The 20392-nt window shown below is 70.0% G+C and carries 26 protein-coding genes; 9 read left to right on the plus strand and 17 right to left on the minus strand.

Annotated features, from left to right (window positions below):
• Positions 1-7: 7 nt before the first annotated feature.
• Together ASF75_RS13940 and ASF75_RS13945 are read right to left on the minus strand one after the other, a co-directional pair.
• Positions 8-979: an NAD-dependent epimerase/dehydratase family protein gene (locus ASF75_RS13940; protein WP_056072263.1), complete on the minus strand. Its 972-nt coding sequence runs from the start codon at positions 977-979 to the stop codon at positions 8-10.
• A gap of 430 nt (positions 980-1409) precedes the next feature.
• On the minus strand, positions 1410-1895 hold the full coding sequence (locus tag ASF75_RS13945; RefSeq protein WP_042539939.1) for a DUF4126 family protein: 486 nt from the start codon (positions 1893-1895) through the stop codon (positions 1410-1412).
• Positions 1896-2041: 146 nt separating this feature from the next.
• Here ASF75_RS13945 and ASF75_RS13950 point away from each other — a divergent pair, with 146 nt between their 5' ends.
• Positions 2042-2692, plus strand: coding sequence for an NAD(P)H-binding protein (locus ASF75_RS13950; RefSeq protein WP_056072266.1), 651 nt, complete (start codon positions 2042-2044; stop codon positions 2690-2692).
• 87 nt (positions 2693-2779) lie between these two features.
• Here ASF75_RS13950 and ASF75_RS13955 read toward each other — a convergent pair whose 3' ends face one another.
• Positions 2780-3763 carry a matrixin family metalloprotease gene (locus tag ASF75_RS13955; RefSeq protein ID WP_017887861.1) on the minus strand — a complete coding sequence of 328 codons (984 nt, stop codon included), beginning with the start codon at positions 3761-3763 and terminating at the stop codon, positions 2780-2782.
• A 121-nt stretch (positions 3764-3884) separates the two neighbouring features.
• Positions 3885-4586: an SDR family oxidoreductase gene (locus tag ASF75_RS13960; RefSeq protein WP_042539945.1), complete on the minus strand. Its 702-nt coding sequence runs from the start codon at positions 4584-4586 to the stop codon at positions 3885-3887.
• Between the two features lie 95 nt (positions 4587-4681).
• Here ASF75_RS13960 and ASF75_RS13965 point away from each other — a divergent pair, with 95 nt between their 5' ends.
• Positions 4682-5077: a MerR family transcriptional regulator gene (locus ASF75_RS13965; RefSeq protein ID WP_017887859.1), complete on the plus strand. Its 396-nt coding sequence runs from the start codon at positions 4682-4684 to the stop codon at positions 5075-5077.
• Here the strand turns inward: ASF75_RS13965 and ASF75_RS13970 are convergent.
• The 3 genes from ASF75_RS13970 to ASF75_RS13980 all read right to left on the minus strand — a co-directional run bounded on the left by ASF75_RS13970 (position 5007) and on the right by ASF75_RS13980 (position 7697).
• Entirely contained in the window at positions 5007-6131 is a 1125-nt protein-coding gene (locus ASF75_RS13970) for a LacI family DNA-binding transcriptional regulator (protein WP_056072268.1), read from the minus strand. The genes ASF75_RS13965 and ASF75_RS13970 overlap by 71 nt on opposite strands.
• Positions 6128-6877 carry a DUF6766 family protein gene (locus tag ASF75_RS13975; RefSeq protein WP_235517681.1) on the minus strand — a complete coding sequence of 250 codons (750 nt, stop codon included), beginning with the start codon at positions 6875-6877 and terminating at the stop codon, positions 6128-6130. The genes ASF75_RS13970 and ASF75_RS13975 overlap by 4 nt, the downstream gene beginning before the upstream one ends.
• A 97-nt stretch (positions 6878-6974) precedes the next feature.
• Positions 6975-7697: an SDR family NAD(P)-dependent oxidoreductase gene (locus ASF75_RS13980; protein ID WP_056072272.1), complete on the minus strand. Its 723-nt coding sequence runs from the start codon at positions 7695-7697 to the stop codon at positions 6975-6977.
• 139 nt (positions 7698-7836) lie between these two features.
• Here ASF75_RS13980 and ASF75_RS13985 point away from each other — a divergent pair, with 139 nt between their 5' ends.
• Positions 7837-9225 carry a hypothetical protein gene (locus tag ASF75_RS13985; RefSeq protein ID WP_056072275.1) on the plus strand — a complete coding sequence of 463 codons (1389 nt, stop codon included), beginning with the start codon at positions 7837-7839 and terminating at the stop codon, positions 9223-9225.
• Between the two features lie 29 nt (positions 9226-9254).
• On the opposite strand, the gene ASF75_RS13990 is transcribed toward ASF75_RS13985, so the two are convergent.
• Entirely contained in the window at positions 9255-9611 is a 357-nt protein-coding gene (locus tag ASF75_RS13990; protein WP_056072278.1) for a hypothetical protein, read from the minus strand.
• Between the two features lie 86 nt (positions 9612-9697).
• On the opposite strand from ASF75_RS13990, the gene ASF75_RS13995 reads away from it, so the two are divergent.
• Complete coding sequence (locus ASF75_RS13995; protein ID WP_017887855.1) at positions 9698-10033, plus strand: DUF4190 domain-containing protein; 336 nt, start codon at positions 9698-9700, stop codon at positions 10031-10033.
• A gap of 83 nt (positions 10034-10116) precedes the next feature.
• On the opposite strand, the gene ASF75_RS14000 is transcribed toward ASF75_RS13995, so the two are convergent.
• The 4 genes from ASF75_RS14000 to ASF75_RS14015 all read right to left on the minus strand — a co-directional run bounded on the left by ASF75_RS14000 (position 10117) and on the right by ASF75_RS14015 (position 13413).
• Complete coding sequence (locus ASF75_RS14000; RefSeq protein WP_056072281.1) at positions 10117-10686, minus strand: manganese efflux pump MntP family protein; 570 nt, start codon at positions 10684-10686, stop codon at positions 10117-10119.
• A gap of 230 nt (positions 10687-10916) precedes the next feature.
• The gene (locus ASF75_RS14005; RefSeq protein WP_056072283.1) at positions 10917-11774 is read right to left on the minus strand and encodes a LamG domain-containing protein; all 858 of its coding nucleotides are present in this window, start codon (positions 11772-11774) and stop codon (positions 10917-10919) included.
• A complete protein-coding gene (locus ASF75_RS14010; protein WP_052481869.1) occupies positions 11771-12655 on the minus strand; it encodes a S26 family signal peptidase in 885 nt (294 codons plus the stop codon). Before ASF75_RS14010 ends, ASF75_RS14005 begins: the two co-directional genes overlap by 4 nt.
• A 104-nt stretch (positions 12656-12759) precedes the next feature.
• Complete coding sequence (locus ASF75_RS14015; protein ID WP_056072287.1) at positions 12760-13413, minus strand: hypothetical protein; 654 nt, start codon at positions 13411-13413, stop codon at positions 12760-12762.
• A gap of 174 nt (positions 13414-13587) precedes the next feature.
• Between ASF75_RS14015 and ASF75_RS14020 the strand changes: the two genes are divergently transcribed.
• Positions 13588-14034, plus strand: coding sequence for a MarR family winged helix-turn-helix transcriptional regulator (locus tag ASF75_RS14020; RefSeq protein WP_269429906.1), 447 nt, complete (start codon positions 13588-13590; stop codon positions 14032-14034).
• Positions 14035-14055: 21 nt separating this feature from the next.
• Here the strand turns inward: ASF75_RS14020 and ASF75_RS14025 are convergent, their stop codons facing one another.
• Genes ASF75_RS14025 through ASF75_RS14040 form a run of 4 tightly spaced genes read right to left on the minus strand, consistent with a single transcriptional unit; the run spans position 14056 to position 16571 of the window.
• Entirely contained in the window at positions 14056-15024 is a 969-nt protein-coding gene (locus ASF75_RS14025; protein ID WP_056072290.1) for an NAD-dependent epimerase/dehydratase family protein, read from the minus strand.
• Positions 15024-15584, minus strand: a complete 561-nt coding sequence (locus tag ASF75_RS14030; RefSeq protein ID WP_017887848.1) for an MOSC domain-containing protein — start codon at positions 15582-15584, stop codon at positions 15024-15026. The genes ASF75_RS14025 and ASF75_RS14030 overlap by 1 nt, the downstream gene beginning before the upstream one ends.
• Before the next feature lie 48 nt (positions 15585-15632).
• A complete protein-coding gene (locus ASF75_RS14035) occupies positions 15633-16052 on the minus strand; it encodes a MauE/DoxX family redox-associated membrane protein (RefSeq protein ID WP_017887847.1) in 420 nt (139 codons plus the stop codon).
• Positions 16053-16106: 54 nt separating this feature from the next.
• A complete protein-coding gene (locus tag ASF75_RS14040; protein WP_156463885.1) occupies positions 16107-16571 on the minus strand; it encodes a hypothetical protein in 465 nt (154 codons plus the stop codon).
• Positions 16572-16854: 283 nt separating this feature from the next.
• Here ASF75_RS14040 and ASF75_RS14045 point away from each other — a divergent pair, with 283 nt between their 5' ends.
• The 3 genes from ASF75_RS14045 (at position 16855) to ASF75_RS17750 (ending at position 18752) form a co-directional block, all read left to right on the plus strand.
• Positions 16855-17289, plus strand: coding sequence for a hypothetical protein (locus ASF75_RS14045; protein ID WP_156463886.1), 435 nt, complete (start codon positions 16855-16857; stop codon positions 17287-17289).
• A gap of 186 nt (positions 17290-17475) precedes the next feature.
• A complete protein-coding gene (locus tag ASF75_RS14050; RefSeq protein WP_056072299.1) occupies positions 17476-17943 on the plus strand; it encodes a hypothetical protein in 468 nt (155 codons plus the stop codon).
• Positions 17944-18566: 623 nt separating this feature from the next.
• Positions 18567-18752 carry a hypothetical protein gene (locus ASF75_RS17750; RefSeq protein ID WP_156463887.1) on the plus strand — a complete coding sequence of 62 codons (186 nt, stop codon included), beginning with the start codon at positions 18567-18569 and terminating at the stop codon, positions 18750-18752.
• 315 nt (positions 18753-19067) lie between these two features.
• Here ASF75_RS17750 and ASF75_RS14060 read toward each other — a convergent pair whose 3' ends face one another.
• Entirely contained in the window at positions 19068-19400 is a 333-nt protein-coding gene (locus ASF75_RS14060; protein ID WP_056072307.1) for a hypothetical protein, read from the minus strand.
• A gap of 132 nt (positions 19401-19532) precedes the next feature.
• Here ASF75_RS14060 and ASF75_RS17755 point away from each other — a divergent pair, with 132 nt between their 5' ends.
• On the plus strand, positions 19533-19907 hold the full coding sequence (locus ASF75_RS17755; protein WP_156463888.1) for a hypothetical protein: 375 nt from the start codon (positions 19533-19535) through the stop codon (positions 19905-19907).
• Positions 19908-20392 lie beyond the last annotated feature (485 nt).

Below are 20392 nucleotides of genomic sequence, written 5' to 3' on the forward strand. Positions count from 1 at the left end.
ACGGTGCTCAGCGGACCAGGGGGTTCGCGACCTCGAGCTCCCCGTGGTCGACGAGCCAGCGCACGGCGTCGAGCACGGTCTCCTCGGCGGTGAACGCCGGGCCGTAGCCGAGCAGCCGGTTCGCCTTCTCGGTGCTGAAGACCTGGCTGCGGGACAGATGCTCCCAGCTGGCGTCAGCGTGCTCCGGAGCCGTGGTCTCGCGGAACCGGTCCCACGTGACGGAGTCGAGCCGGGCCTCCTGGCCGAACCAGGACGCTGCAAGGTGTGCGTACCCGCGCGCGGTGAGCGCCGTCGGGGCCGTGATGAAGAAGTCCTCGCCGGCCGCAGCGTCGCGGTGTTCGACCGCCAGCTGGAACGCCTGCGCGACGTCGTCGGCGTGCACGTGTGCCATCGTCTCGGCACCGAGCCCGGGGACCTCGAGTGGTTCGCCGGCGGACAGCTTCGTCAGCACCGACGTGTCGAGGTTGCCGAGCGGACCGATCGGCGTCCAGCCCGGCCCGCTGATGTGCCCGGGGTGCAGCGACGTCGTGACCAAACCGCCTGATGCAGTTTCTTCCTTGAGCATCCGGGCGATGGCGTCCTTCTGGACGCCGTAGTCGCCGAACGGCTGGGTCGCGTTCCGCTCGGTGATCGGCAGCACGTGCGAGACACCCGCGCGCCAGATCGAGCCGCAGTGCACCAGGTGCGTACCGGTGCCGCGGAGCGCGTCGACCATCGCTGCGGCCGAGGACTCGGTGAAGCAGACGAGGTCGACGACGGCGTCGGCACCGAGCGCGGCGATGCGGCTGCCGAAGGTGCCGTCGCGGTCCTCCTGCTCGCGGTCGGCGGTGATCCGCTCGACCTGCTGCCACTCCGGGGCGTCGGCGTACGGGTTGCTCGTGCCGCGGGTGATGGCGACGACCCGGTGACCCGAGCGGACGAGACGGGGGACGAGGAACGAGCCGATGTGGCCGGTGGCTCCGATGACGACGATGTGCATGGGGCCACCGTAGGCCGCGGCCTGTGGATCGTGAGCAGGAACGGTCGGGTGTGGCGGTCGGAAGGCCCGTGCCTACCGCTGTCGGGCGGACGGTCGGCCGTCGGTCGGCCGGTCACGACACGTCGCCAGGCGAACGCCGACCGGTCACGAACTGTCGACTGCCGACCCGCCGACCGACACTTCGCGACCACCCCACGGACCTGAGCGGCACGTCCTGACCGCTCGCACCTGCCCGCCGGGAGGCCCGTGGCGGTCTGGCACCGCGCCTCCCGTCCGTCGGCCTGTCGGTCGGGCCGTCGGTCGGCGGGTCACGACACGTCGCGAGGCGAACGCCGACCGGTCACGAACTGTCGGCCGCCGACCCGCCGACCGACAGATCGCAACCACCCCACGGACCTGAGCGGCACGTCCTGACCGCCGCTCCCGCCCCTCAGTCGGCGGTGATGACCTTCACCGAGCCCGCGACGACCGCGGCGTCCTCGGCGAGCGCGACGACCGGGTCGGGAAGTCCCGTGCTCCCGACGAGCTTGCGCGCGCCCCAGCCGACGAAGCTGCCGACGAGGGCGCCGACGCCACCGAGGATCGCGCCCTCGATGCGCAGGTCGCGCTTGCCGGTGGTGCCGAGGGCCGCACCGGCGAGGGCACCGGACGCGACGCGACCGAGCAGCGCAGAGGGGGCGATGCGATTCGGGGTCTTCGGCAGCTTGTCGCCGATGAGCTCACCGACCGCGGACGCCACGAGCAGCCCACGGCCGAGCGGGGTGCTGAAGACCTTCCACTGCTGCCACGACCCCTTCAACGAGGACCGGTCGTGGTTCAGTGCGAGGACGGCGAGCGGGGTGGCGCTCCGGCCGCCGCTCATGATGCCGAGGACCAGGGTGCGGACCAGGGTGTGCTGCTCGTGCTGCTTGCTCATCGTGACTCCTGTCGTGTTGCCCCCGACGGTACGCACGGTGCCCCCGGGTGTTCCGAGCATCGCAGGCGACGGGCGACGAGCGACGAGCGACGAGCGGACGTCCCGCGTTCCCCGGGTACGGAGCCGCCCCGAGTAGCGTCCGGGCCATGAGCAACGTCATCGTCTTCGGCGGCCACGGCAAGGTCGCACTCCTCGCCACCCGCATCCTGTCCGAGCGCGGGCACACCGTCACCTCCGTCATCCGGAACGCCGACCAGTCCGACGAGATCCGGGCGCACGGCGGCGAACCGCACGTCGCGGACATCCAGCAGCAGTCCCTGAACGACTTCGCCGAGCTCGTGCGCGGGCACGACGCGGTGGTGTGGTCGGCCGGTGCCGGTGGCGGTTCCGTCGACCGCACCTGGGCCATCGACCGCGACGCCGCGGTGCTCTCGATCCAGGGGGCGAAGCAGGCCGGGGTCGACCGCTACGTGATGGTGTCGTTCTCCGGCTCGCAGCTCGACCACGGGGTCCCGCAGGACCAGGACTTCTTCGCCTACGCGCAGTCCAAGATGATCGCCGACGCCGTGCTCCGCGACTCCGGGTTGCAGTGGACGATCGTCGCCCCGAGCACCCTGACCGATGACGAGCCGACCGGGTCCGTCGACTGGGACGGCACGTCGAGCCAGGTGCCGCGCGGTGACGTGGCGCACGTGGTCGCGGACGTGGTCGAGAACCCGGGCACGGCCGGCAACACCTTCCGGTTCAACGAGGGGTCGACCCCGGTGGCGGAGTTCCTGCGCGCCGACGCGGTCTGAGCAAGACCTCCAGCCCCACAGACAGACGAACGGGGTCGCGACGGTTCTCCGTCGCGACCCCGTCGTTGTCCCAGGAGCGCATCGAGCTCAGTAGAGCGTCGAGATGCCCGTCATGTCGCCGCGGCCGAGCGTGCGGCCGCCGAGCTCGCAGTAGCCGCCGGACGGCTCCATGACCTGACCGGTACCGGTGGCGACGTGGTCGAGCCCGTACAGGTGGCCCCACTCGTGCGTCGCGACGACCTGGGTGTCGAAGCGGGCGCCCGAGCAGGTGGCCGTCGAGCTCCACTTGAAGCCGGTGGCGTAGCGCTGGTCGGCCTCACGGGCGTTGCCGTTGCCGTCGAACCAGACGCACGTGACCCCGAGGGTGCCGGTGGGGAGCTTGCCCCAGCCCATCACGTTGTACCCGTTGTTGCGCGAGCAGCCGCCCTGGTCGGTGAGGTTCGGCTTCTGGGTCGCGAGGCGCAGGTAGTCGTTCTTCGCCGTCGACGTCACGGTGCGGTCGCAGGCCGAGATGGTGCCGTTCCACGCGTTCGCGCCCTTGCGCAGGGCGTCCTTGGCGTAGGTCGACTTCTGGCCGGTCTGGTTGTAGTACCACTTGACCGTGCTCGCCCAGCTGTAGCCGGACGCCTTCCACGCCGTGCTCGTGCACTTCGTGGTCGCAGCGGTCGTCGCGGCGGGCTCCTGCGCGGTCGCGGCCTGGCTCTGCGCACGTTCCTGCTGGACGGCGGGGGCCGAACCGGTCCAGGCCTCGTCGACGCGGACGGCGACACCGGCTGAGCCGTTGTTCGCGATGAGGACGTCGGCGAGCTCGGGCGCGCCCGGCGCCGAGGTGCTGCTCGCCATCACGCTCTCACCCGGTGCGGGGAGCGCGAAGGTGCGGCCGTCGGGCGTGACGACCGTGCCGGACGTCGCGGTGCAGCCGCTCTCGAGCGTCTGCACCGACAGGGTCCCCGGGGCGCAGCTCGCGCCGGTCCCCGGGGTCGCCGCCTGGGCGGGTGCTGCGGTGATGGTGAGCCCGGCGAGGATCGCGACGATCGCCCCGGTGCTGAGTGCGTTCCTGACAGGACGCATGGTTCCCTTCCAGCGGCGGGCGACGTGCCCCCCGTTCCTGATCCGGGTCCATGGTCGCTGATGACCCAGCGCCGGGTCCAGGACTGCGCTGCGGGGACATGCCCCCAGTCAGGGGCGACGCTCAGGCGAACTGCGCGTAGAAGCGCTCCGGTGCATCGGCGAGCGATGCCTTCACCATCCGGCTCCAGTCGTCGACGACGACCTCGGCCGCACCGCGCTCGACGCCGTCCAGCGCGGCCCGCGCCACGTCGGCCGGGTCGACCTTCGGCCCCTCGTAGCCGTCCATCATGTCGGTGTCCGCCGCCCCGAGGTGCAGCCCCTGCACGCTGATCCCCTTGCCTGCGAGCTCCAACCGGACGGCGTTCGTCAGGTTCCACTCGGCGGCCTTCGCCGCCGCGTACGCGCCGGATCCCGGGTAGACGAACCAGGACAGTGCGGACAGGACGTTCACGATGCCGCCGCCACCGTTCCGCTCGATCACCGGCGCGAACGCCCGGATCATCGCGAGGTTCCCCCAGTAGTGCGTGTCCATCTCGCGGCGCGCATCGGTGAGGTCGTCGGTGAGCAACGAGCCCGTCGTCGAGATGCCGGCGTTGTTCACAAGCAGGGTGACGTCGCCCGCGGCGGCGGCCGCCGCCTCGACCGATGCCTGGTCGGTGATGTCGAGCGGCAGCGCCACGACGCCCTCGATGTCCACGAGCTCGGGTCGACGTGCGGTCGCGTAGACCTTGGTGGCGCCGCGCTCCAGCAGCTGCAGCGCGAAGCGGCGTCCGATGCCCCGGTTCGAGCCCGTGACGAGTGCGACCGATCCAGCGATGTCCATGGTGTCTCCTCCTGCCGCGCGGGTGTCTCCCGCAGCGGCTCGGCTACGCTAAGACCTCACATTCATGTCAGGGGCAAGCCCGGATCGGAGTCCACATGCGCATCGGCGACCTCGCAGCCGCGACCGGCGTCAGCGTCCGCTCGCTGCGGTACTACGAGGAGCAGGGACTGCTCACCGCGTCGCGCACCGCGAGCGGGCAGCGGATCTACACCGACGCAGCCGTGGAGCGGGTCCAGCTCGTGCAGCAGCTGTTCGCCGCCGGGCTCGCGAGCCGCACGATCGTGCAGCTGCTGCCGTGCGTCGACCGCGGGGAGTCGACGCCAGAGTCGTTCGCGCTCCTCCTCGCGGAGCGGGACCGGATCACCGCGCAGCTGGCCGAGCTCGAGGCGGTCCGCGGGCGCCTCGAGCAGGTCATCGCGATCACCGAGCACCCCACCGCCGAGCACTGCCCGGCACTGCGTGACCGACCTGCGGAGCCGGTCGCGGCCTGAGACACCACCCCAGGACGGACGGGAGGCCCGTGGCGGGTCCGCCACGGGCCTCCCGTCCCGAGCGGGTCGCTGACGACGCCCGCACCACCAGCGCGTGGCGCGAGCGCAGCACGCCCGGTGTCGCCGGGGCACCCTCCTCGAGCTGGGCGACGAGCACCCCGACGGCCGTCGCCGCCGTGCGGTCGAAGTCGGCCGACACCGTGGTCAACGCCGGGGTGGAGTACGCCGACTCCTCGATGTCATCGAACCCGACGACCGCGACGTCGTCCGGCACCGTCCGGCCCGCCAGCTGCAGCGCGCTCATCGCCCCGAGCGCCAGCGCGTCGTTGCAGCAGACGATCCCGTCGACCGGCACGTCGGCTTCCAGGAGCTGTCGTGCAGCCGCCGCCCCCTCGGCCCGGTGCCACAGCGCGGTCGGCACGACGCGCTCGGGCGCGAACGGCACGCCGTGGTCGTCGAGCGCCTCGCGGTAGCCCCGCAACCGCTCCTGCGCCGTGCGCACCGGGCCCGCCGGATCGGAACCGATGAACGCGATCGAACGACGACCGGCGTCGAGCAGGTGGGTGGTCGCGTCGCGCAGGGCGTCGGCGTTCGACATGGCGATGAACGGCACAGGGGCGTCCGGGATCGGCTCACCGAGCACGACGAGGGGGAACTTCACCTCGAGCGCGGCGGCGTCGCTCGGTCGGACGGTCAACGGGCTGTAGATGATGCCGTCGATGGAGTGCTCGCGCATGCGGGTGATCGCGTCCGCCTCGCGCACGCCGCTCGCGGTCTGCTCGATCAGCACGGTGTAGCCCACGGCGCCGGCAGCGCGGATGACGGCATCGGCGAGTTCGGCGAAGTACGCCTGCCGCAGTTCCGGCACCGCGAGGCCGAGCACCTTGGAGCGTCCGGCGCGGAAGTTGCGGGCCGAGACGTTGAGCTCGTAGCCGAGCTCGTCGACGGCGGCCATCACGCGGTCACGGGTGCGGACGGAGACGTGTTCGTAGCCGGACAGCACGTTCGAGACGGTCTTCTTCGAGACACCTGCCACGGCGGCGACGTCGCTCATCGTGGGTGGAGAGCGGTGCCCCTGCGCCATCGGGCGCCCCCTCTCACGTGTGCGGACTGCGTTGGGCAGGACGCTACCGCACCAGCGCGGTGCGGACCGGACGACCCTCGTTGCCGCAGGGACACGGTGGCGATCACCATCACGGAGATGACCAGGAACTCCGACTGCCAGTTCTGCATCGACTCAAACCAGAACTGGCTCGTGCCCAGGTAGCCCCACGCCGAGACCACGCTGTCACCGTGTTCGAGCTGCTCCTCGTTGTAGGCCGCAGCGCCTCCGACCACGTGCCCGACGACACTGCCGAGGAACAGCACCGCGAACAGGATCAGCAGGGAGTTCTCGTACAGCACGAGCACGATCCCGCCCCGGCGCACCGGCCACGGCGCCTTCGGGTCGTCGGCGTGCTCCCGGGGGTCCTCGTCCTGCGGGCCCTGTTCGTCCAGGGGCTCGGACTCGCTCGACCCCTTCTGGAACAGGAACACCGTGAACACGATGTACGCGCCGATCTGCAGGAACTCGCTCTCCCAGTTCTCGAAGGTGGCCTCGGCGAAGTCGCCGCTGGTCAGGAAGCCCCAGAGCGACACGGCCGCCTCGCCGTGCTGCATCGCGTCCGCCGCGGGCACCCGCCACCCGGCGAACACCATGCCGACGAAGCACACGACGAAGACGGCGACGTTCGCGAGGAGCAGGCCGTGCCGTCGCACGCGCCGCCACCCACTCGATCCGTTGTGCAGGCCGAGGGTCACCGGGTCCTCCGTTCGTCGCGTCGACGCCATCCTCGTCCGGGCGCGACGAACGCCTTCGCAGGAGCACCCGACCGGTCGCGGTGGTTCCGTCAGCGACTCAGAGCGTGATGCCGGTGGCCTCGGCGAGCGCGTCGAGCAGGTCGGTGCGGAACCGCTGGTCGGCGACCGCCGGGTGCGGTGCTTGCTGCTCACCGTGGAACCAGTAACCACCCGTCACGGTTTGGTTCGGATCGGTCGCCAGGGTCTCCTGCGTGCGGTGTCCGAGCTCGAAGTCGTCCGGAGCACCGGCCCCGCCCATCTTGGTCGCCACCCACCCCGGGTCGACAGCGTTGCTCAGCACGCCCGGGCGCCGCAGTGGCAGCTCGACCGCGAGCGCCGTCACGAACAGCTTGGTGTCGGAGTACGAGTTCGTCTCCGAGGCCCCGGTCCAGTCGACGGTGTCCAGGCGCGGACGACCGCCCCGGTGCATCCCGCTGCTCAGGTACACGTGCCGCTCCGGCGAGCGCAGCAACGCGGTGAACAGGTAGGGCGCCACGACGTTGACGGGCACCAGGGAACGGCCGGAGATCACCCCGGCGTTGTGCACGACGGCGTCGAGCGCGGTGCCGGCGTCGAGTTCCCGGGCGGTGGCGATCACGGCGTCGCGGTCCGCCAGGTCGGCGACGACGAGTTCGGCGCCGCGCTCCACCAGGTCGGCGACCGCCTCGGCGCGGGCCGTGTTGCGCGCGTGGACGACGACGTCGTGCCCGCTGCGGAGCAGCGAGTCGGCGGTTCCCCGCCCGAGGCCGTCGGTGGATCCGGTGACGAGGATGCGTGCCATCCGCCCATCATGCGCCCGACCGCTGCGGCGGGTCCGGCAGGTGGACCGGGAACGGGCGGACGGGAGGCGCGGTGCGGGCCCGCCACGGGCCTCCTGTCTGGTTCACGGGCCGGCCACAGGGCCGCGGTACGGTCGCTGCATGAGCAGCTTCCTCGAGCCCGTCGACGCCGTCGGCGTCGGTGACGCGACGATCGTGCCGGACGCCACACGACCGGTCGCGGCGGTCGTCACGGGCGACGACGTGCGGTGGGTGACGTGGCCGGACGCGCGGTTGCCGGACGGTGCGGTCGACGACGTCGAGGTCCTCGCGACCGCGGCCGGCGCCTGGGTCGTCTACCTGTCACGCGAGGACGCGGGAGGCGACCTCGACACCGAGTCGCGGACGGCCGTGCACCTCACGCCGACCGGGGTGACGTGCACCGTCGACCTCGGTGATCGACGCGTGCTCGGGGCGGACGTCGACGGCCTGTGGATCGGCGACCCGCGTGACGCGTCGATGTGGGCAGGCGAGGACGAGGACGAGGATCCCGAGGACGACGCGTCCGCGGATGACCTCGACGAGGACTCGGCCGACCCGTTCGACGGCGTCGACCCGGAGACCCTGCCGTGGGCGCCGTCGGAGCCGTTCTGGCCGTCACCGGAAGAGTGGGCAGCGACGCTCGCTGCCGGCGAGGAGCAGGAGGACGACGACCCCGAGCTGCTGGACGACGACGAGGACGACGACGGCCCCCGTTCCTGGAGTGTCAGCGTCGGCGGCTTCGTCCCGACACCGGAACCACAGGCCGAACCGGGTCCACCCCTGCCGACCCCGCCGACCGAGCTCGTGCTCGTCCGGACCGACGGCAGCCGGACGGCAATCTTCGTCGACCACCTGGCTGAGGAGGTACGTCGCGACGGCACGGTGCTCACCGTCCGGTACATGCCCACCGGACCCCGGCGCACGCCCGATCGGACGAGCGGGTTGACCTACCACTACGACGCTCGGGAGGTCGACCTCGACGTCGCTGCCGGACTGCCCAGCGTCATCACCACCGATGACCTGCCGTCCCGCCCCGCGAGCGACGAGGACGAGACGTCGTGGGAGGACGAACAGGAGCGTCTGGAAGCAGCCCTCGCGCCGTGGACGGAGCGGTTCGACCTGACCGACGTCGAGGGCGCGCACTGGCCGCTGCACGACCTGGACGCTGCCGCACGGGAGCGCGCGGTCGCGGACCTCGTGGCCGTGTTCGAAGCCCTCGACCAGCCCGGCATCCTGTGGACCCGCGACCACCCCGAGCCCCGCCGGTCGGCGAGCGACTACCGGGCGGTCGACGCCACCATCGAGGGGGAGTGGCCGGCGACCGAGCTCGTGGTGTCGTTCGAGCACCGCGCCGTGCCGTACCTGCGGCTCCGCCGGCGCTACCGGGTGTTCGACGACGCCGGGCACGTGGAGGACTGGACGTACGTCACGGTGCACCTGGAGGAGGAGATCGCCACCGGGCACATCGCCGACCGGTCGGACGCGGTGGACGGGGTGCTCGACATCTGACGGGTGTCGTGCTGCCGGTCAGTGCACCGTCAGACCTCGGCGACGGCCCGCAGCTCGAGTGCCACGGCGTTCAGGTCCGCGATCAACCCGTCCGCCCGGTCGGCGTACTCCGGAGCAGGCGCCCCCGCATCACGCCCCTCGCTGCTCGGCCACGGTGCCCACACCGGGGCGGCGACCGTCAGCAGGTCGTCACGGGACCATCCGTGCTCGAGCAGCTCCCGCGCGTGGTCCACGCGAGCCCGCACCCGCGCGGCGGACGGATCGCCGTGACCGGTGAGGAACGCGACGAGGCGGTCGCCCCGGACGACGTAGCGCCGGAGCTGGTCACGTCGATCACGCTCGTCGTACCGGCCGCCGTGCAGCACGTGTCGGCGGAGCCATCCCATGTTCCGATGATCCCACCCCCCGATCAGCCCGCTGGTCCTGTACGTTTCCTGTGTCGACAATCCCTGACCAGAGAGGACGCGGCGCCATGAGTGACGGCACGCCCCAGTTCAACCAGCAGAACCCGAACCCCTACGCAGGCGGCGGACCACAGCCGTACGGTGCGCCCATGCAGCCGTCGTCCGACCGCTTCAACGTCATGGCGATCGTCGGGTTCGTCCTGGCCTTCGTGGTGAACATCGCCGGCCTGGTCGTGTCGATCATCGCCCTCTCGCAGATCAAGAAGACCGGGGAGCGCGGCCGCGGCCTGGCCCTCGCTGGCGTCATCATCAGCGCCCTGTCGGTCGTGTTCGGCATCCTGTGGATCATCCTCGTGATCACAGCCGTCGCGAACGCCCCGGCGGGCAGCACCACCGGCTACTGACGCGCACCAGCACCAGACCGGAGGCCCGTGGCAGCTCGCCACGGGCCTCCGGTGTGTCCGGGGTCGGTTCCGGAGACGCGGCCTCAGCCGATGACGCCGGTGTGCTCCAGCACGATGTTCAGGCCGATCAGGATCAGCACGACACCACCCGCGATCTCCGCCGGCTTGCCGAAGCGGGCACCGACACGGCGACCGACCAGGACCCCGACGAACGACAGCACCGCGGTGGTGATCCCGATGAGCAGCACCGCGCCGCCGATCGACACGGGCAGGAACGCCAGGGTGACCCCGACCGCCAGGGCGTCGATGCTGGTCGCGACCGCGAGCACGAGGAGCTCCCGGACCGGCAGCCGATCGGTGTCCTGCTCGGTGTCCTCGTGCTTCGAGAACGCCTCCCACAGCATCTTCCCGCCGATCAGCGCGAGCAGCCCGAACGCGACCCAGTGGTCGAAGGCCGCGATGTACTGCGCGAACGCGGACCCGAGCAGCCAGCCGATCAGGGGCATCACCGCCTGGAACACCCCGAACGTCAGCGCGATCCCGATCGCGTGCCGCACGTCGAAGCGCTTCATGTGCAGGCCCTTGCCGAGGGCGACGGCGAAGGCGTCTGCGGAGACGCCGAGCGCGATGAGGAAGAGGGCCCAGAACGACATGGGAACGGCGCCTTTCGAGAGGGTCGGACGGAGACGCCGACGTCTCAGGACCTGACGATCCTGGCACGGTCCGGGGCACGAAAAGGCCTGATCAGCGGGATTCGTCGCGCCGAATCTGGGGGTTGGTGGGCCCGGTCCGCCAACCCGGCCCACGTCGTCGACGTGACCAGTGGACGGACTGGAGGCCCGTGGCGGCGCCGCGATGCGCCTCCAGGCCGGCAGTCAGTGCGTCAGGAACCTGCGGCCGCGTGCGCGGCGATCTGGCTGGCCGTCAGTTCGGTGCCGTAGACGGCGGCGTACCGCATGGACCCGGTGAAGTACGGGTTGCTGGAAGCACCCGGCCAGCCGCTGACGACGTCGTAGCCGATGCGGAAGTACCCGGTGAAGTTCTCGGCGGTCGTGAAGGCCGCGTTCGACGCGACGAGTTTGCCGTCGACGGACAGGCGCATGCCGTTGGTGGGCGACATCGTCGTCACCACGTGGTGCCAGCTGCCGTCGGTGTACGACCTCGGCGACGTGAGCACCTGCGTGGCGCTGCCGGTGTAGGTACCGAAGGCGAGCTGCCCCGTGGTGGTCAGGTAGAGCTTCCGGTCGTGCTGGCTCGACGCGCCGGTCTGACTGCTCCCGAAGCCGATGAGCATGCCGCCCGCGACGGTCGTGCGGAACCAGACCTCCTCGCTGAAGGTCGTCGGGTTCGCGACCGAGCGGGGGGTCGAGACGTAGCTCGTGGAACCGTTCAGCGCGTAGGCGCTGCCGCTGTCACGTGGGCAGGCGTTCGGACTCGGCGTGGTCGCGGTCATGGTGCCCTGGTAGGTGCCGTTGGAGCCGCGACCCGACCAGTCGGTCGCGGTCCTCGACCCCGAGGCCTCGGTCAGGCGGTAGGCGAACAGCGCGTTCGCGGTGTCGGCGCCGACCGCACCCGTGCACGTGAAGTACGGCGCGGTCGCCGCGGTGTTCGTGCTGTTCGTCACACGTGCGCTGAAGGCCGAGCGGGTCGGCGCGAACTGGTTGAGCAGGACGACGACGGCCAGGGCGACCACGAGCAGGACGGCGACGACGCGGCCGTCGCGCAGGCGACCGAGGATCACGAGGGACGCACCGCCTCGACACGGCCGACCGCCAGGCAGGCAACGAGCGGCACCAGGCACACGGCGATCAGGGCGACCCAACCCAGGGGGTCGAGGTCGATGTTCGACATGAGCTGGTAGTTCCCGTGCTCCGTGAGCTCGTGGATGACGACGCGACCGACCTCGCCGTCGACCAGGTGGACGCTGTTGCCGCCGTGGGCGTCGATGCGGACCGGGAAGATCCCGGACGAGACCACGGTCGCCTCGACCCCGTTCGGGCTCGACGTGTTCGTGATCGTCGTCACGTTGACGAACGGCTTGAACACGAAGGCCGCGTACGCGGCCGTGAGGGCGCCACCGGTGATCCGCAGGCATGTGCGGGTCACCCGGTCGGTGAACGCGCTGGTCAGGGTCAGGATGATCAGCGTGCCGATGAGCAGGACCGAGGCGGCCCGGAACAGCCACCCGAGGTGCGGGACCAGGAGCGCCGGGGTGCCGATGACGTCCGCCTGGGTGAGCGTCCACGGGTCGATCGCGCCGTTGACGTCACCACGGGTGTGGAGCCCACCGTCCGCGTCGATCGACACGATGCGGTGCGTGTAGACGACGTCCGGGTTGGCGGAGGTCTCGAACGAGACGATCTCGCCGACCCGCAGGGTGGAGGCGTCCACCGGCAGGTCGAGCACGAGGGTGCCGACCGGGGCAGCCTCGCCCATCGAGGGGGTCTCGACGACGAACCAGCGGCCGCCGGCGGAGAGGAACAGGACGGCGGCGGTGAGCAGGAGTGCAGCGATCGCGGCGACCGACCACGCCAGGACGGTCTCGGAGCGGGTGACCGGACGGCCGCGCAGGACCGAGCGGTCGAGCATGCCGCTGAGCGGCATCGCTGCGGTCTGGCTCATGGGTGCTGCTCCGAGGGTTCAGGGAATGGCGACGCTCGACCGGAGGGGGGTCGGCCGAGCGTCGCCGGTCTGGGGAGTGGTGATGGGGACCGGATCGGGCCGGATCAGGCCGTGAACGTCCAGGTCATCGGGACCGAGGCGGCGAGGCCCTGGTAGGTGTTGCCGGCCGAGGAGTCCAGGGTCACCGCGAAGTTGAACGGGACACTCGCACCGGCGGCCGGGGCCTGCGGCATCGTGATGGCCGACGCGGCCGCACCCTTGAAGCTGGCGAGGGTGCCGCTGAACACGGTGGTCGAGCCAGAGGTGACGACGAGGTTCATCTTGGCGCACAGGTCGGTCGCGGTGCCGTTGGCCGAACCGTTCGCCGACTGGGTGCACGTGGCGCCCGGGTTCAGCGTGAAGGTGCTGGCGTTCGCGGTGCCGGTGTTCTTGATCGAGATCGCGGTGTTGACCGTGTTGCCCGGGGTCATCGTCGTGCTGCCGCCGAACTTGTTGATCGTCGAGCAGGTCGCCGAGTTCGTCGAGACCGAGCCGCCGTCGGTGCTGAGGCAGGTGACGGTCGCGCCGGCGTTCTGCTCCTGCATGATCAGCGTGCCGCTGGCGGCGGTGTTGCTGCTGTTCGTGATGCTCGCGGCGAACCCTGACAGGGTGCCGGTGAGCGAGAGGGAGAGCAGGACGGCGGCGAAGATACCCGCGAGGAGGGCCACGGGGGCGAAGCGGATCCGCTTCAGTGCGGAGGTGCGGAGGTTGGTGGACACGGGGTACCTCTTCGTTCGGTGATGCTCGGTGGTCGGGGGGGAGCAAGACATTCGGGCTGTTTTGCTTCAATGGTTAAGATAGTCAGTGATTGAGCATGTGTGCGAATCGTATACTTACCCCAGTGCGGGGGACGGCCCTTGTCCCCCCATCACCCGACCCGGAGGAAGACCGTCGTGACAGCAGCACGAAGCGGTGACAGCGCAGCCGAGCTCATGACCGCGTTCACCGCTGTGGTGCGCGCGAACGCGAGCCTGGTGAGTCAGCTGAGTGCTCGCGCGGGCGTGCACGAGAACGCGCTCCGGGCCATGGTGCTCATCAGCGACACCGGGTACTCCACGCCGACCGAGGTCGCCGGGTACCTGGGGCTGACCTCCGGTGCGGTGACGAACATGATCGACCGGATGAGCGCCGCCGGGCTCCTCGAGCGCGCACCGAACCCGGCCGATCGCCGAGGATCACTGCTGCGGCTGCTGCCCCCGGGCCATGTCGTCGTGTCGGACTACCAGGAGCGGTACGCGGCGATGCTCCGGGCCGTCGACGGGGCGCACAACGGGGACCTGCACGAGGTGCTCAACGACTTGGCGACGAGTCTGTACGAGCAGGCTGCCGCTGCGTCCTGAGCGCTCGTGGTGACCGCGCGTCTACCTGGTGAGGACCGCCCGTTCGTCGGTCGAGGTGAGGCCGGCACGGCGTTCCCGATCCGTCCCGCGGGCACGCTCGTCGTCGAACACCCGCACGACGGTGTCCCGGAGGGGTCTGGTCACCCCGCCGGCGTCGGTGAACGCCACTGCGGAGCGCTGCGCGAACCCCGCGTCCGACACCGGGATCCACAGGGGGAGTGATCGGGGGCCCGCCCAGTAGGCCACGTCGTGTGCAAGCAGGACGTCGTCGTCGACCGCGACGAGTTCGTCGTCGAACCCGGTGACCTCCGCCACGCACCGCAGGAAGTCGTGCAGCGGCACCGGTGCCCCGACAGCGTTGACCGTGCCGACGAACCCGTCGCGCCCGGCCCGGACGAGCCAGGAGGCGAGGTCCGCGACGTCGATCACCTGCACGAAGCGCTCCGCCGTCGTCGGCACCAGCACGGGCCCGCCGCGATCGAGGCGTGCCGGCCAGTAGCCGAACCGGTCGCTGGGGTCACCCGGGCCGACGATCAGCCCCGGGCGTGCGATGAGCAGCCGCGACCCGAGCCGGAGCCGCGTGGTGCGTTCGGCGAGGACCTTCGCGTCGGCGTAGGCGGACGGGTCCTTCGGCTCCACCAATCGGGCGGACTCATCGGCGCCCGGTTCGTCGTTCTGCGCGTAGACGGAGACCGTGGACACCAGCGTCCAGTGGGCGGCCCGGTCGGCGAGGGCGTCGAGCGCCGGTGCGACGAACTCGGGGGCGTGAGCGAGCTCGATGACCTCGTCCCAGGTGCCGGTGGCCGGTTCGTAGGCGCCGGGCAGGGACCGATCCGCCTGGACGAAGCGTGCACCCTCGGGAACGCTGCCGGTGGTGCCCCGGGCGAGGCACGTGACGTCGGCACCCTCGACCAACAGCTCGTCGACGATCGTCCGTCCGAGCCAGCCGGTTCCACCGAGCACCAGGACGCGTCGCGTGGGCTGCGGCATCAGACCGGCTCGAGTGCTCGTCGCTCGCCGGTGGGCAGCTCCACCCGGATGCGATCGCCCGGTCGGACCGTGCCACCGGTGAGCACGACGCTCATCACACCACCCTTGCGCTCGACGGTGCCGTCCTCGGCTCGTCCGAGCACCGCGCGGAGCAGCCCCGGTTCGAAGCCGTTGATCTGCTGGCAGGGGTTCCGCAGGCCGGTGACCCGGACCGAGGCGTCGCCGCCGAGGTGCAGCACCGTGCCCTCCGGCAGCCCGAGCAGGTCGATGCCGCTCGTCGTGACGTTCTCGCCCATCTGGCCCGGCTCGACGCTGAACCCGGCCTCGGCGACCTCGTCGAACAGCTCGGCGTGGAGCAGGTGGACCTGTCGCAGGTTCGGCTGCGACGGGTCACGCGCGACCCGGGAGCGGTGCTGCACGGTCGTGCCGGCGTGAGCATCCCCCTCGATGCCCCACCCGGCGACCAGGGTCACCGCGTCGACCAACGGTTTGCTGAACCGGTGCTCGCCGTCCTTGCTGACCGCGACCACGCGCGGCTGGTCCTCGTCGTCCCCGCTCATGGGGCCGATTCTGCACCCATCGTCCGCGCGGCGCGAGTGCGGCGCTGTTCAGCGGCGCTTGCGCAGGGCGTTCGTGGACCAGAGCGAGATCGCGATGAGCACGGGCTGGAACAGCAGGCGGACGAAGCGCTTGGTGTCGGTGTCCAGGCCGAACCCGTCGCGGTGGTGCATCCACTGCGCGATGTTGCCCGGGAAGACCGCCAGGAAGAACACCGCGACGACCCACCCCACGGTCACCTGTCGCCGCGCCAGGAGCATCAGCGCAGCGCCGAGCGAGATCTCCACTACGCCGGACGCGATCACCGTGACGTCCGTCGGCAACGGCACGAACTTCGGCACCTGCGCCTGGAACTCCTCGCGCGCCACGGTCAGGTGGCTGATGCCAGCCCACGTGAGCATCGCGCCGAACAGGATGCGGACGATGGTCCGGGGGAGCGTTGAGCGGACTGCGGGGGTGCGGGTTGCCATCGGAGTGGTGCCTTTCACGATCGGGGTGGGGTTCGGTGGAGTGGGAGGACGAGGTCAGCGGCTGCGGAGGACTCGGCGTCGGCGTGCGGCCTCGAACGTGATCGCGGCAGCGGCGGCACCGAGCGTGAGGATCCGGGCGACCGGACGGCCGCGGGTCGAGGTGAGGAGTCGAAGCCCACCGGCGAGCGTGAGTGCCGCGGCAGCGCCGGTCGTGGTCGTCACCGACTGGTCTTCGAGGTCGATTGCGAGCCGGGTCCCGCCCAGGGCGGTCGCCGCGATGGCGGAGCCGGTGCCGACCAGGTCGCGCCCGGGCGCACGGCGGACCGCTGCGGCAGCGACTCCGAGCCCGGACAGGACCTGCAGCGCCGGGATGCCGAGTGCGTGCGGGACGCCCGGCTCGAAGCCCCGGCGCTGCATCTGCTGAGCCCTGGCGCGCAGCGGGGTGCGGCGAACCGTGGCGATGCCGTGCCCGGCGAGCAGGACGCCGGTGACGAGATCGAGCGAGCTGGTCAGTTTCACGATGTGCTCCATTAGGTTGTGCACAACCTAACACGTCGAGGTGTCCAGCGGGCCAGAGGCGAGAGCCCTACCGTCGGCGACGACGCCGCAGGACGATCACGACGAAGACCACGAGCACCGCGACGACCACGGCCGATGCGAGCCACGCCGCCGACAGCAGGTCGGTGGATGCGCTCATCGTGTCGTTGCATTCCGGAACTGACTCGACACACGACGCTGTTGCTTCGACGAGACCCATGAGCGCAGTGAACCCGAGAAGCCGGGCGAGGACAAGACTGAGGTGGTGATCCCTCAGTTCCTGACCGCACCCGCGATCCTCGCAGTGGCTGCAGTCGCACTCGTCGGCTGTGCCCAGCACGATCCGGCCGACGACTTCCTGACGCTCTCTGCGGGGGAAGCCACCTTGTCGCCCTGCACCACCGCAGCGCCGGTCTCGGTCGAGCAGCTGGACACGACGCGCCTGCCGACTTGTGACCCGCTGGGTCAGGTGCTGGTCTTCCCCGACGGTGAGCAGCTGCAGCTTCCGGAGCAGCAAGGTGGCGGCGGCGCATCCTCGGGCTCGAGTTCCGACACCCGGTACGCGTGGCAGAGCGTCGGCAACTGGGGTCTCGTCGCAGCGCGCTCGTCCGCCGACTGCTCGGAGATCGACGAGTGGGGCAACCCCGAAGCGCTCCGGCGCGTGCACGAAGCCTTCGGGACCGATTGGGCGTGCCGCTGATCCGGAGCGGCATCCGATTCGGCCAGTCACCCGCGCTGACATCGGCTGGGCGGTGACCTCGACCGAACAGGGCCGCGGTCTCATGGGGGAGCCGTCCCCATCGCCACGCGCTCAACGTCGATCGGCAGCAGCTCCTCCGGCCTCGTCCACCCGGAACACGTCGCGACAGTCGCCTACCCTCGGTACATGGTGAGCGACGTCGCCGGCGGGCCCGGTTGGATCATCCGAGGTGCCGACCTCCGCCCCGCGATCACGGACCTGGACACCTTCAGGGCCGGGATCGCTGAAGACCCCCTTACGAAGCCGATCGAGCTCCTCTGGACCGGGGACACCGACGCTGCTCTCCGAGCCCTCGGCCTGCTCGAGCAGACTCCGAGAGTCCGGGCACTCGCGGCTGATTGCCGCCGCGACCGCGGCGAAACCGCTGTCGCTGTGCAGGAGTACGACCTCCTCGTCGCGGAATGTCTGGGAACGGCTCGGGAAGCGGTGATGCGGCAACACCGAGGAAAAGCGCTCCTCGCCAATGGAGAAGCAGAACGTGCAGTCGAGGACTTCGAGCGCGCCGTCGAACTCCGACGAACTGCAGACCCGGTGCTCCGGGCTTCAGCCGAGCAGGGACTGGCGGTGGCGCGCGCTCGCATGAACACCGGGTGAGCCTGCAGCACGCGTGAACAGCGAAGCCTTCGGCACTGGGGCACCGGTCCACACACGCAGGGACCCGTGTTGACCCGCTTCGCCTGACTTCAGTGCGAGAGCGCTCAGCATTCTTGTAGGCGCTGCTGGGTCTCATCATCGATCTGAATCGCTACTGCCCAGTTCGCCTGATCTACTCCGGACTCGACCGCGACGGTTCACACCCCAGATCAGCGCGCTGACGCCCGCACGACAGCTTCCGACACAACGATCCACTTGCGGTCAATGCACCGGAGTCCGCACGAGATCTGCCCCCTCCGTCAACCACACAGACAGCGTGCGATGCCCGCCTTCCCCGCCTTCGACATGCGGCGACCATCGCCGACGTGGCGGCGGTGTGGTGAGCGTTGACCACAGCGATGGGACATGCAGGGTTTCGGCGTTCTGATGGGGAAGACATGCCACCTGTTCGGCGGCCGAGGATGATTCGGACCGGCGTCGCTCGTCATGGGCGGCTCCGCCGCCGAGGAGTGGAGGGGTTCATCCTGCGTACGACCGCGGCAGTGGCGGCAGTGGCGTTGATGGGCACGGGGTCTGTGACTGCGATCGCCACGTGGCAGACGCTTCAGGGTGCGCGTCTCTCAGTGTCACTCGCGGCCCGGCACGACGGGCAGAAGGAGCCGACGCTGACCGCTCAATTCGGCGAAGTGAACATGTTGTTGGTCCAGCCGAACCAAGCGTCCGGGCCGAACTACGCCGCCGCCCGGGCGGCGTACCTGCAGTCGATCCCCGACGGGTGGATCAGTCTCGGCATCACCGTCGACGCTTGACGCCGGCGAGAGACAAGACGGCATGACAATTCAGCCCGCGATCCTCAGCGACGGTGTCATACGCGGACAGCCCACCACGAAATAAGCACCCCCGGGCAATGAAACCCGGGGGTGCTTTTCACGCGGCGTCAATCTCTACTTACGGGCCCCTTGCGCGACAGCCTGTAGGCCAACGCCACCCCGAGGATGAGCACGGCATAAACGGCAATCGACCACCCAGAATGGACGAACGAAAAACAGAGGACCGCGAGCAGGAACGCGACCCCGACTGCAACCCAGAACGGAATTGCTCTACGTGTCATGATGCAGATTGTATCAGAGGAACGAACCCAGGCACCCCGCGGCTCCGGCCGCGACGTACTTCCGGGCGATGCTGAGAGCAAGTCCCTCTCCGACGCCCTCTCCCACGAAAAGCCCCCCTACGGCGATGCCCGCCGCGGCGAGGCACTTCAGCTCGCTCTTCGTGATGTGCTTCCCCTGCATGGCGAGGAACTTGCAGGATTGGACGTCCTTGCTGTAATGACATTTGGCGTATGCCAGGTCAGACGCGCTATTCTGCGCGTTTGCCGCCGAAGGCACGGCGACGGCCCCTCCCAGCGCGATAAACACGGACGCGATCGCCACCGCTGCTTTCGCTTTGAGCTTCATGATTATTCCCCAATCAATCACTGAAATCACACCGTCGGCTTAGCCGATTGTGGTCTGTGCAGTTTTGCGCAGCCACATGGCAATCCACGTCATCCCGGAGTACGACTCCCGCTGCGAATACGTTCAGCACCCTTGTTGCTGCGCACGGGTGCGCCGGTCAGTCGTCGACACTCGCGCATACCCGAGAAGCGCCAAAATCGTGAACTTGACCCGCACCCACACCGACGCGCAGAGCTGGACACCCGCTCCGTCACGGTCACGGTCACGGTCACGGTCACGGTCACGGTCACGGTCACGGTCAGAGCATCGATGATGACCGCGGCCGCCGACACCGCAGGTGTCGGAGCGCGCTGCGAGGATGGATCGATGGCCACCGTCCGCGGCACAATCCGCTCCACAAACACCATCACCGCCGACGGCCACGCAGACGAACAGAGCACCGCGCAGGCCCGCGCCGTCGACGGCTGGAGCTCACCGGGTATGACGTCGTGTAGACGAACACGCTGAGCTCGGTCACGGGCAAGCTCGTGAAGAGCAGCTACGCGAAGTCGCACCCGAACACGACGCAGACCTCGTACAAGAAGAGCAGGTACCAAGTGCCGCACAGCGGTGGCTCGCTAGCGGGGGACCTAGTGCTGTGTCGGGCCGCTGGATGGCCGGCAACTACTGCTCTCGCGACTTGTCGGACACGAGTCCCGTTTGGAGGCCGCTGGCCCGCGAACACTACCTCACCCTGACCTGCCCGATGGCGGGATCCACCTCGATCGAACCGAAAGTCTGCGTCGAACACCAGTCTCAATAGCGGATGGTCTAGCGGACGTACCCGCGGCGAGAGCTAGTGGACGGGCGAGTGGTCTTGCGCCGGTCATCCGACAACAACGGTTTGCCTAGGCAACTCGCCTAGGGCCTGTGATTTCGGTGTGTCAACGTCGAAGTGCGCCGTCGCTGTCGCTCTGCTCGCGGCCGCGCCTAACCCATGCGCGCAGAAACGG

It is taken from the genome of Curtobacterium sp. Leaf154 (assembly GCF_001424595.1).
Lineage (GTDB): Bacteria > Actinomycetota > Actinomycetes > Actinomycetales > Microbacteriaceae > Curtobacterium > Curtobacterium poinsettiae.

Coding starts and splice junctions, on each gene's coding strand:
- ASF75_RS14030 (WP_017887848.1), bottom strand. CDS start 15,584: ATGAGCGGGGACGACGAGGACCAGCCGCGCGTGGTCGCGGTCAGCAAG.
- ASF75_RS13960 (WP_042539945.1), bottom strand. CDS start 4,586: ATGGACATCGCTGGATCGGTCGCACTCGTCACGGGCTCGAACCGGGGC.
- ASF75_RS13990 (WP_056072278.1), bottom strand. CDS start 9,611: ATGGGATGGCTCCGCCGACACGTGCTGCACGGCGGCCGGTACGACGAG.
- ASF75_RS14025 (WP_056072290.1), bottom strand. CDS start 15,024: ATGCCGCAGCCCACGCGACGCGTCCTGGTGCTCGGTGGAACCGGCTGG.
- ASF75_RS13950 (WP_056072266.1), top strand. CDS start 2,042: ATGAGCAACGTCATCGTCTTCGGCGGCCACGGCAAGGTCGCACTCCTC.
- ASF75_RS14000 (WP_056072281.1), bottom strand. CDS start 10,686: ATGTCGTTCTGGGCCCTCTTCCTCATCGCGCTCGGCGTCTCCGCAGAC.
- ASF75_RS13970 (WP_056072268.1), bottom strand. CDS start 6,131: ATGAGCGACGTCGCCGCCGTGGCAGGTGTCTCGAAGAAGACCGTCTCG.
- ASF75_RS14010 (WP_052481869.1), bottom strand. CDS start 12,655: ATGAGCCAGACCGCAGCGATGCCGCTCAGCGGCATGCTCGACCGCTCG.
- ASF75_RS13995 (WP_017887855.1), top strand. CDS start 9,698: ATGAGTGACGGCACGCCCCAGTTCAACCAGCAGAACCCGAACCCCTAC.
- ASF75_RS14050 (WP_056072299.1), top strand. CDS start 17,476: ATGGTGAGCGACGTCGCCGGCGGGCCCGGTTGGATCATCCGAGGTGCC.
- ASF75_RS13985 (WP_056072275.1), top strand. CDS start 7,837: ATGAGCAGCTTCCTCGAGCCCGTCGACGCCGTCGGCGTCGGTGACGCG.
- ASF75_RS13965 (WP_017887859.1), top strand. CDS start 4,682: ATGCGCATCGGCGACCTCGCAGCCGCGACCGGCGTCAGCGTCCGCTCG.
- ASF75_RS13955 (WP_017887861.1), bottom strand. CDS start 3,763: ATGCGTCCTGTCAGGAACGCACTCAGCACCGGGGCGATCGTCGCGATC.
- ASF75_RS13980 (WP_056072272.1), bottom strand. CDS start 7,697: ATGGCACGCATCCTCGTCACCGGATCCACCGACGGCCTCGGGCGGGGA.
- ASF75_RS14060 (WP_056072307.1), bottom strand. CDS start 19,400: ATGAAGCTCAAAGCGAAAGCAGCGGTGGCGATCGCGTCCGTGTTTATC.
- ASF75_RS13945 (WP_042539939.1), bottom strand. CDS start 1,895: ATGAGCAAGCAGCACGAGCAGCACACCCTGGTCCGCACCCTGGTCCTC.
- ASF75_RS13940 (WP_056072263.1), bottom strand. CDS start 979: ATGCACATCGTCGTCATCGGAGCCACCGGCCACATCGGCTCGTTCCTC.
- ASF75_RS14035 (WP_017887847.1), bottom strand. CDS start 16,052: ATGGCAACCCGCACCCCCGCAGTCCGCTCAACGCTCCCCCGGACCATC.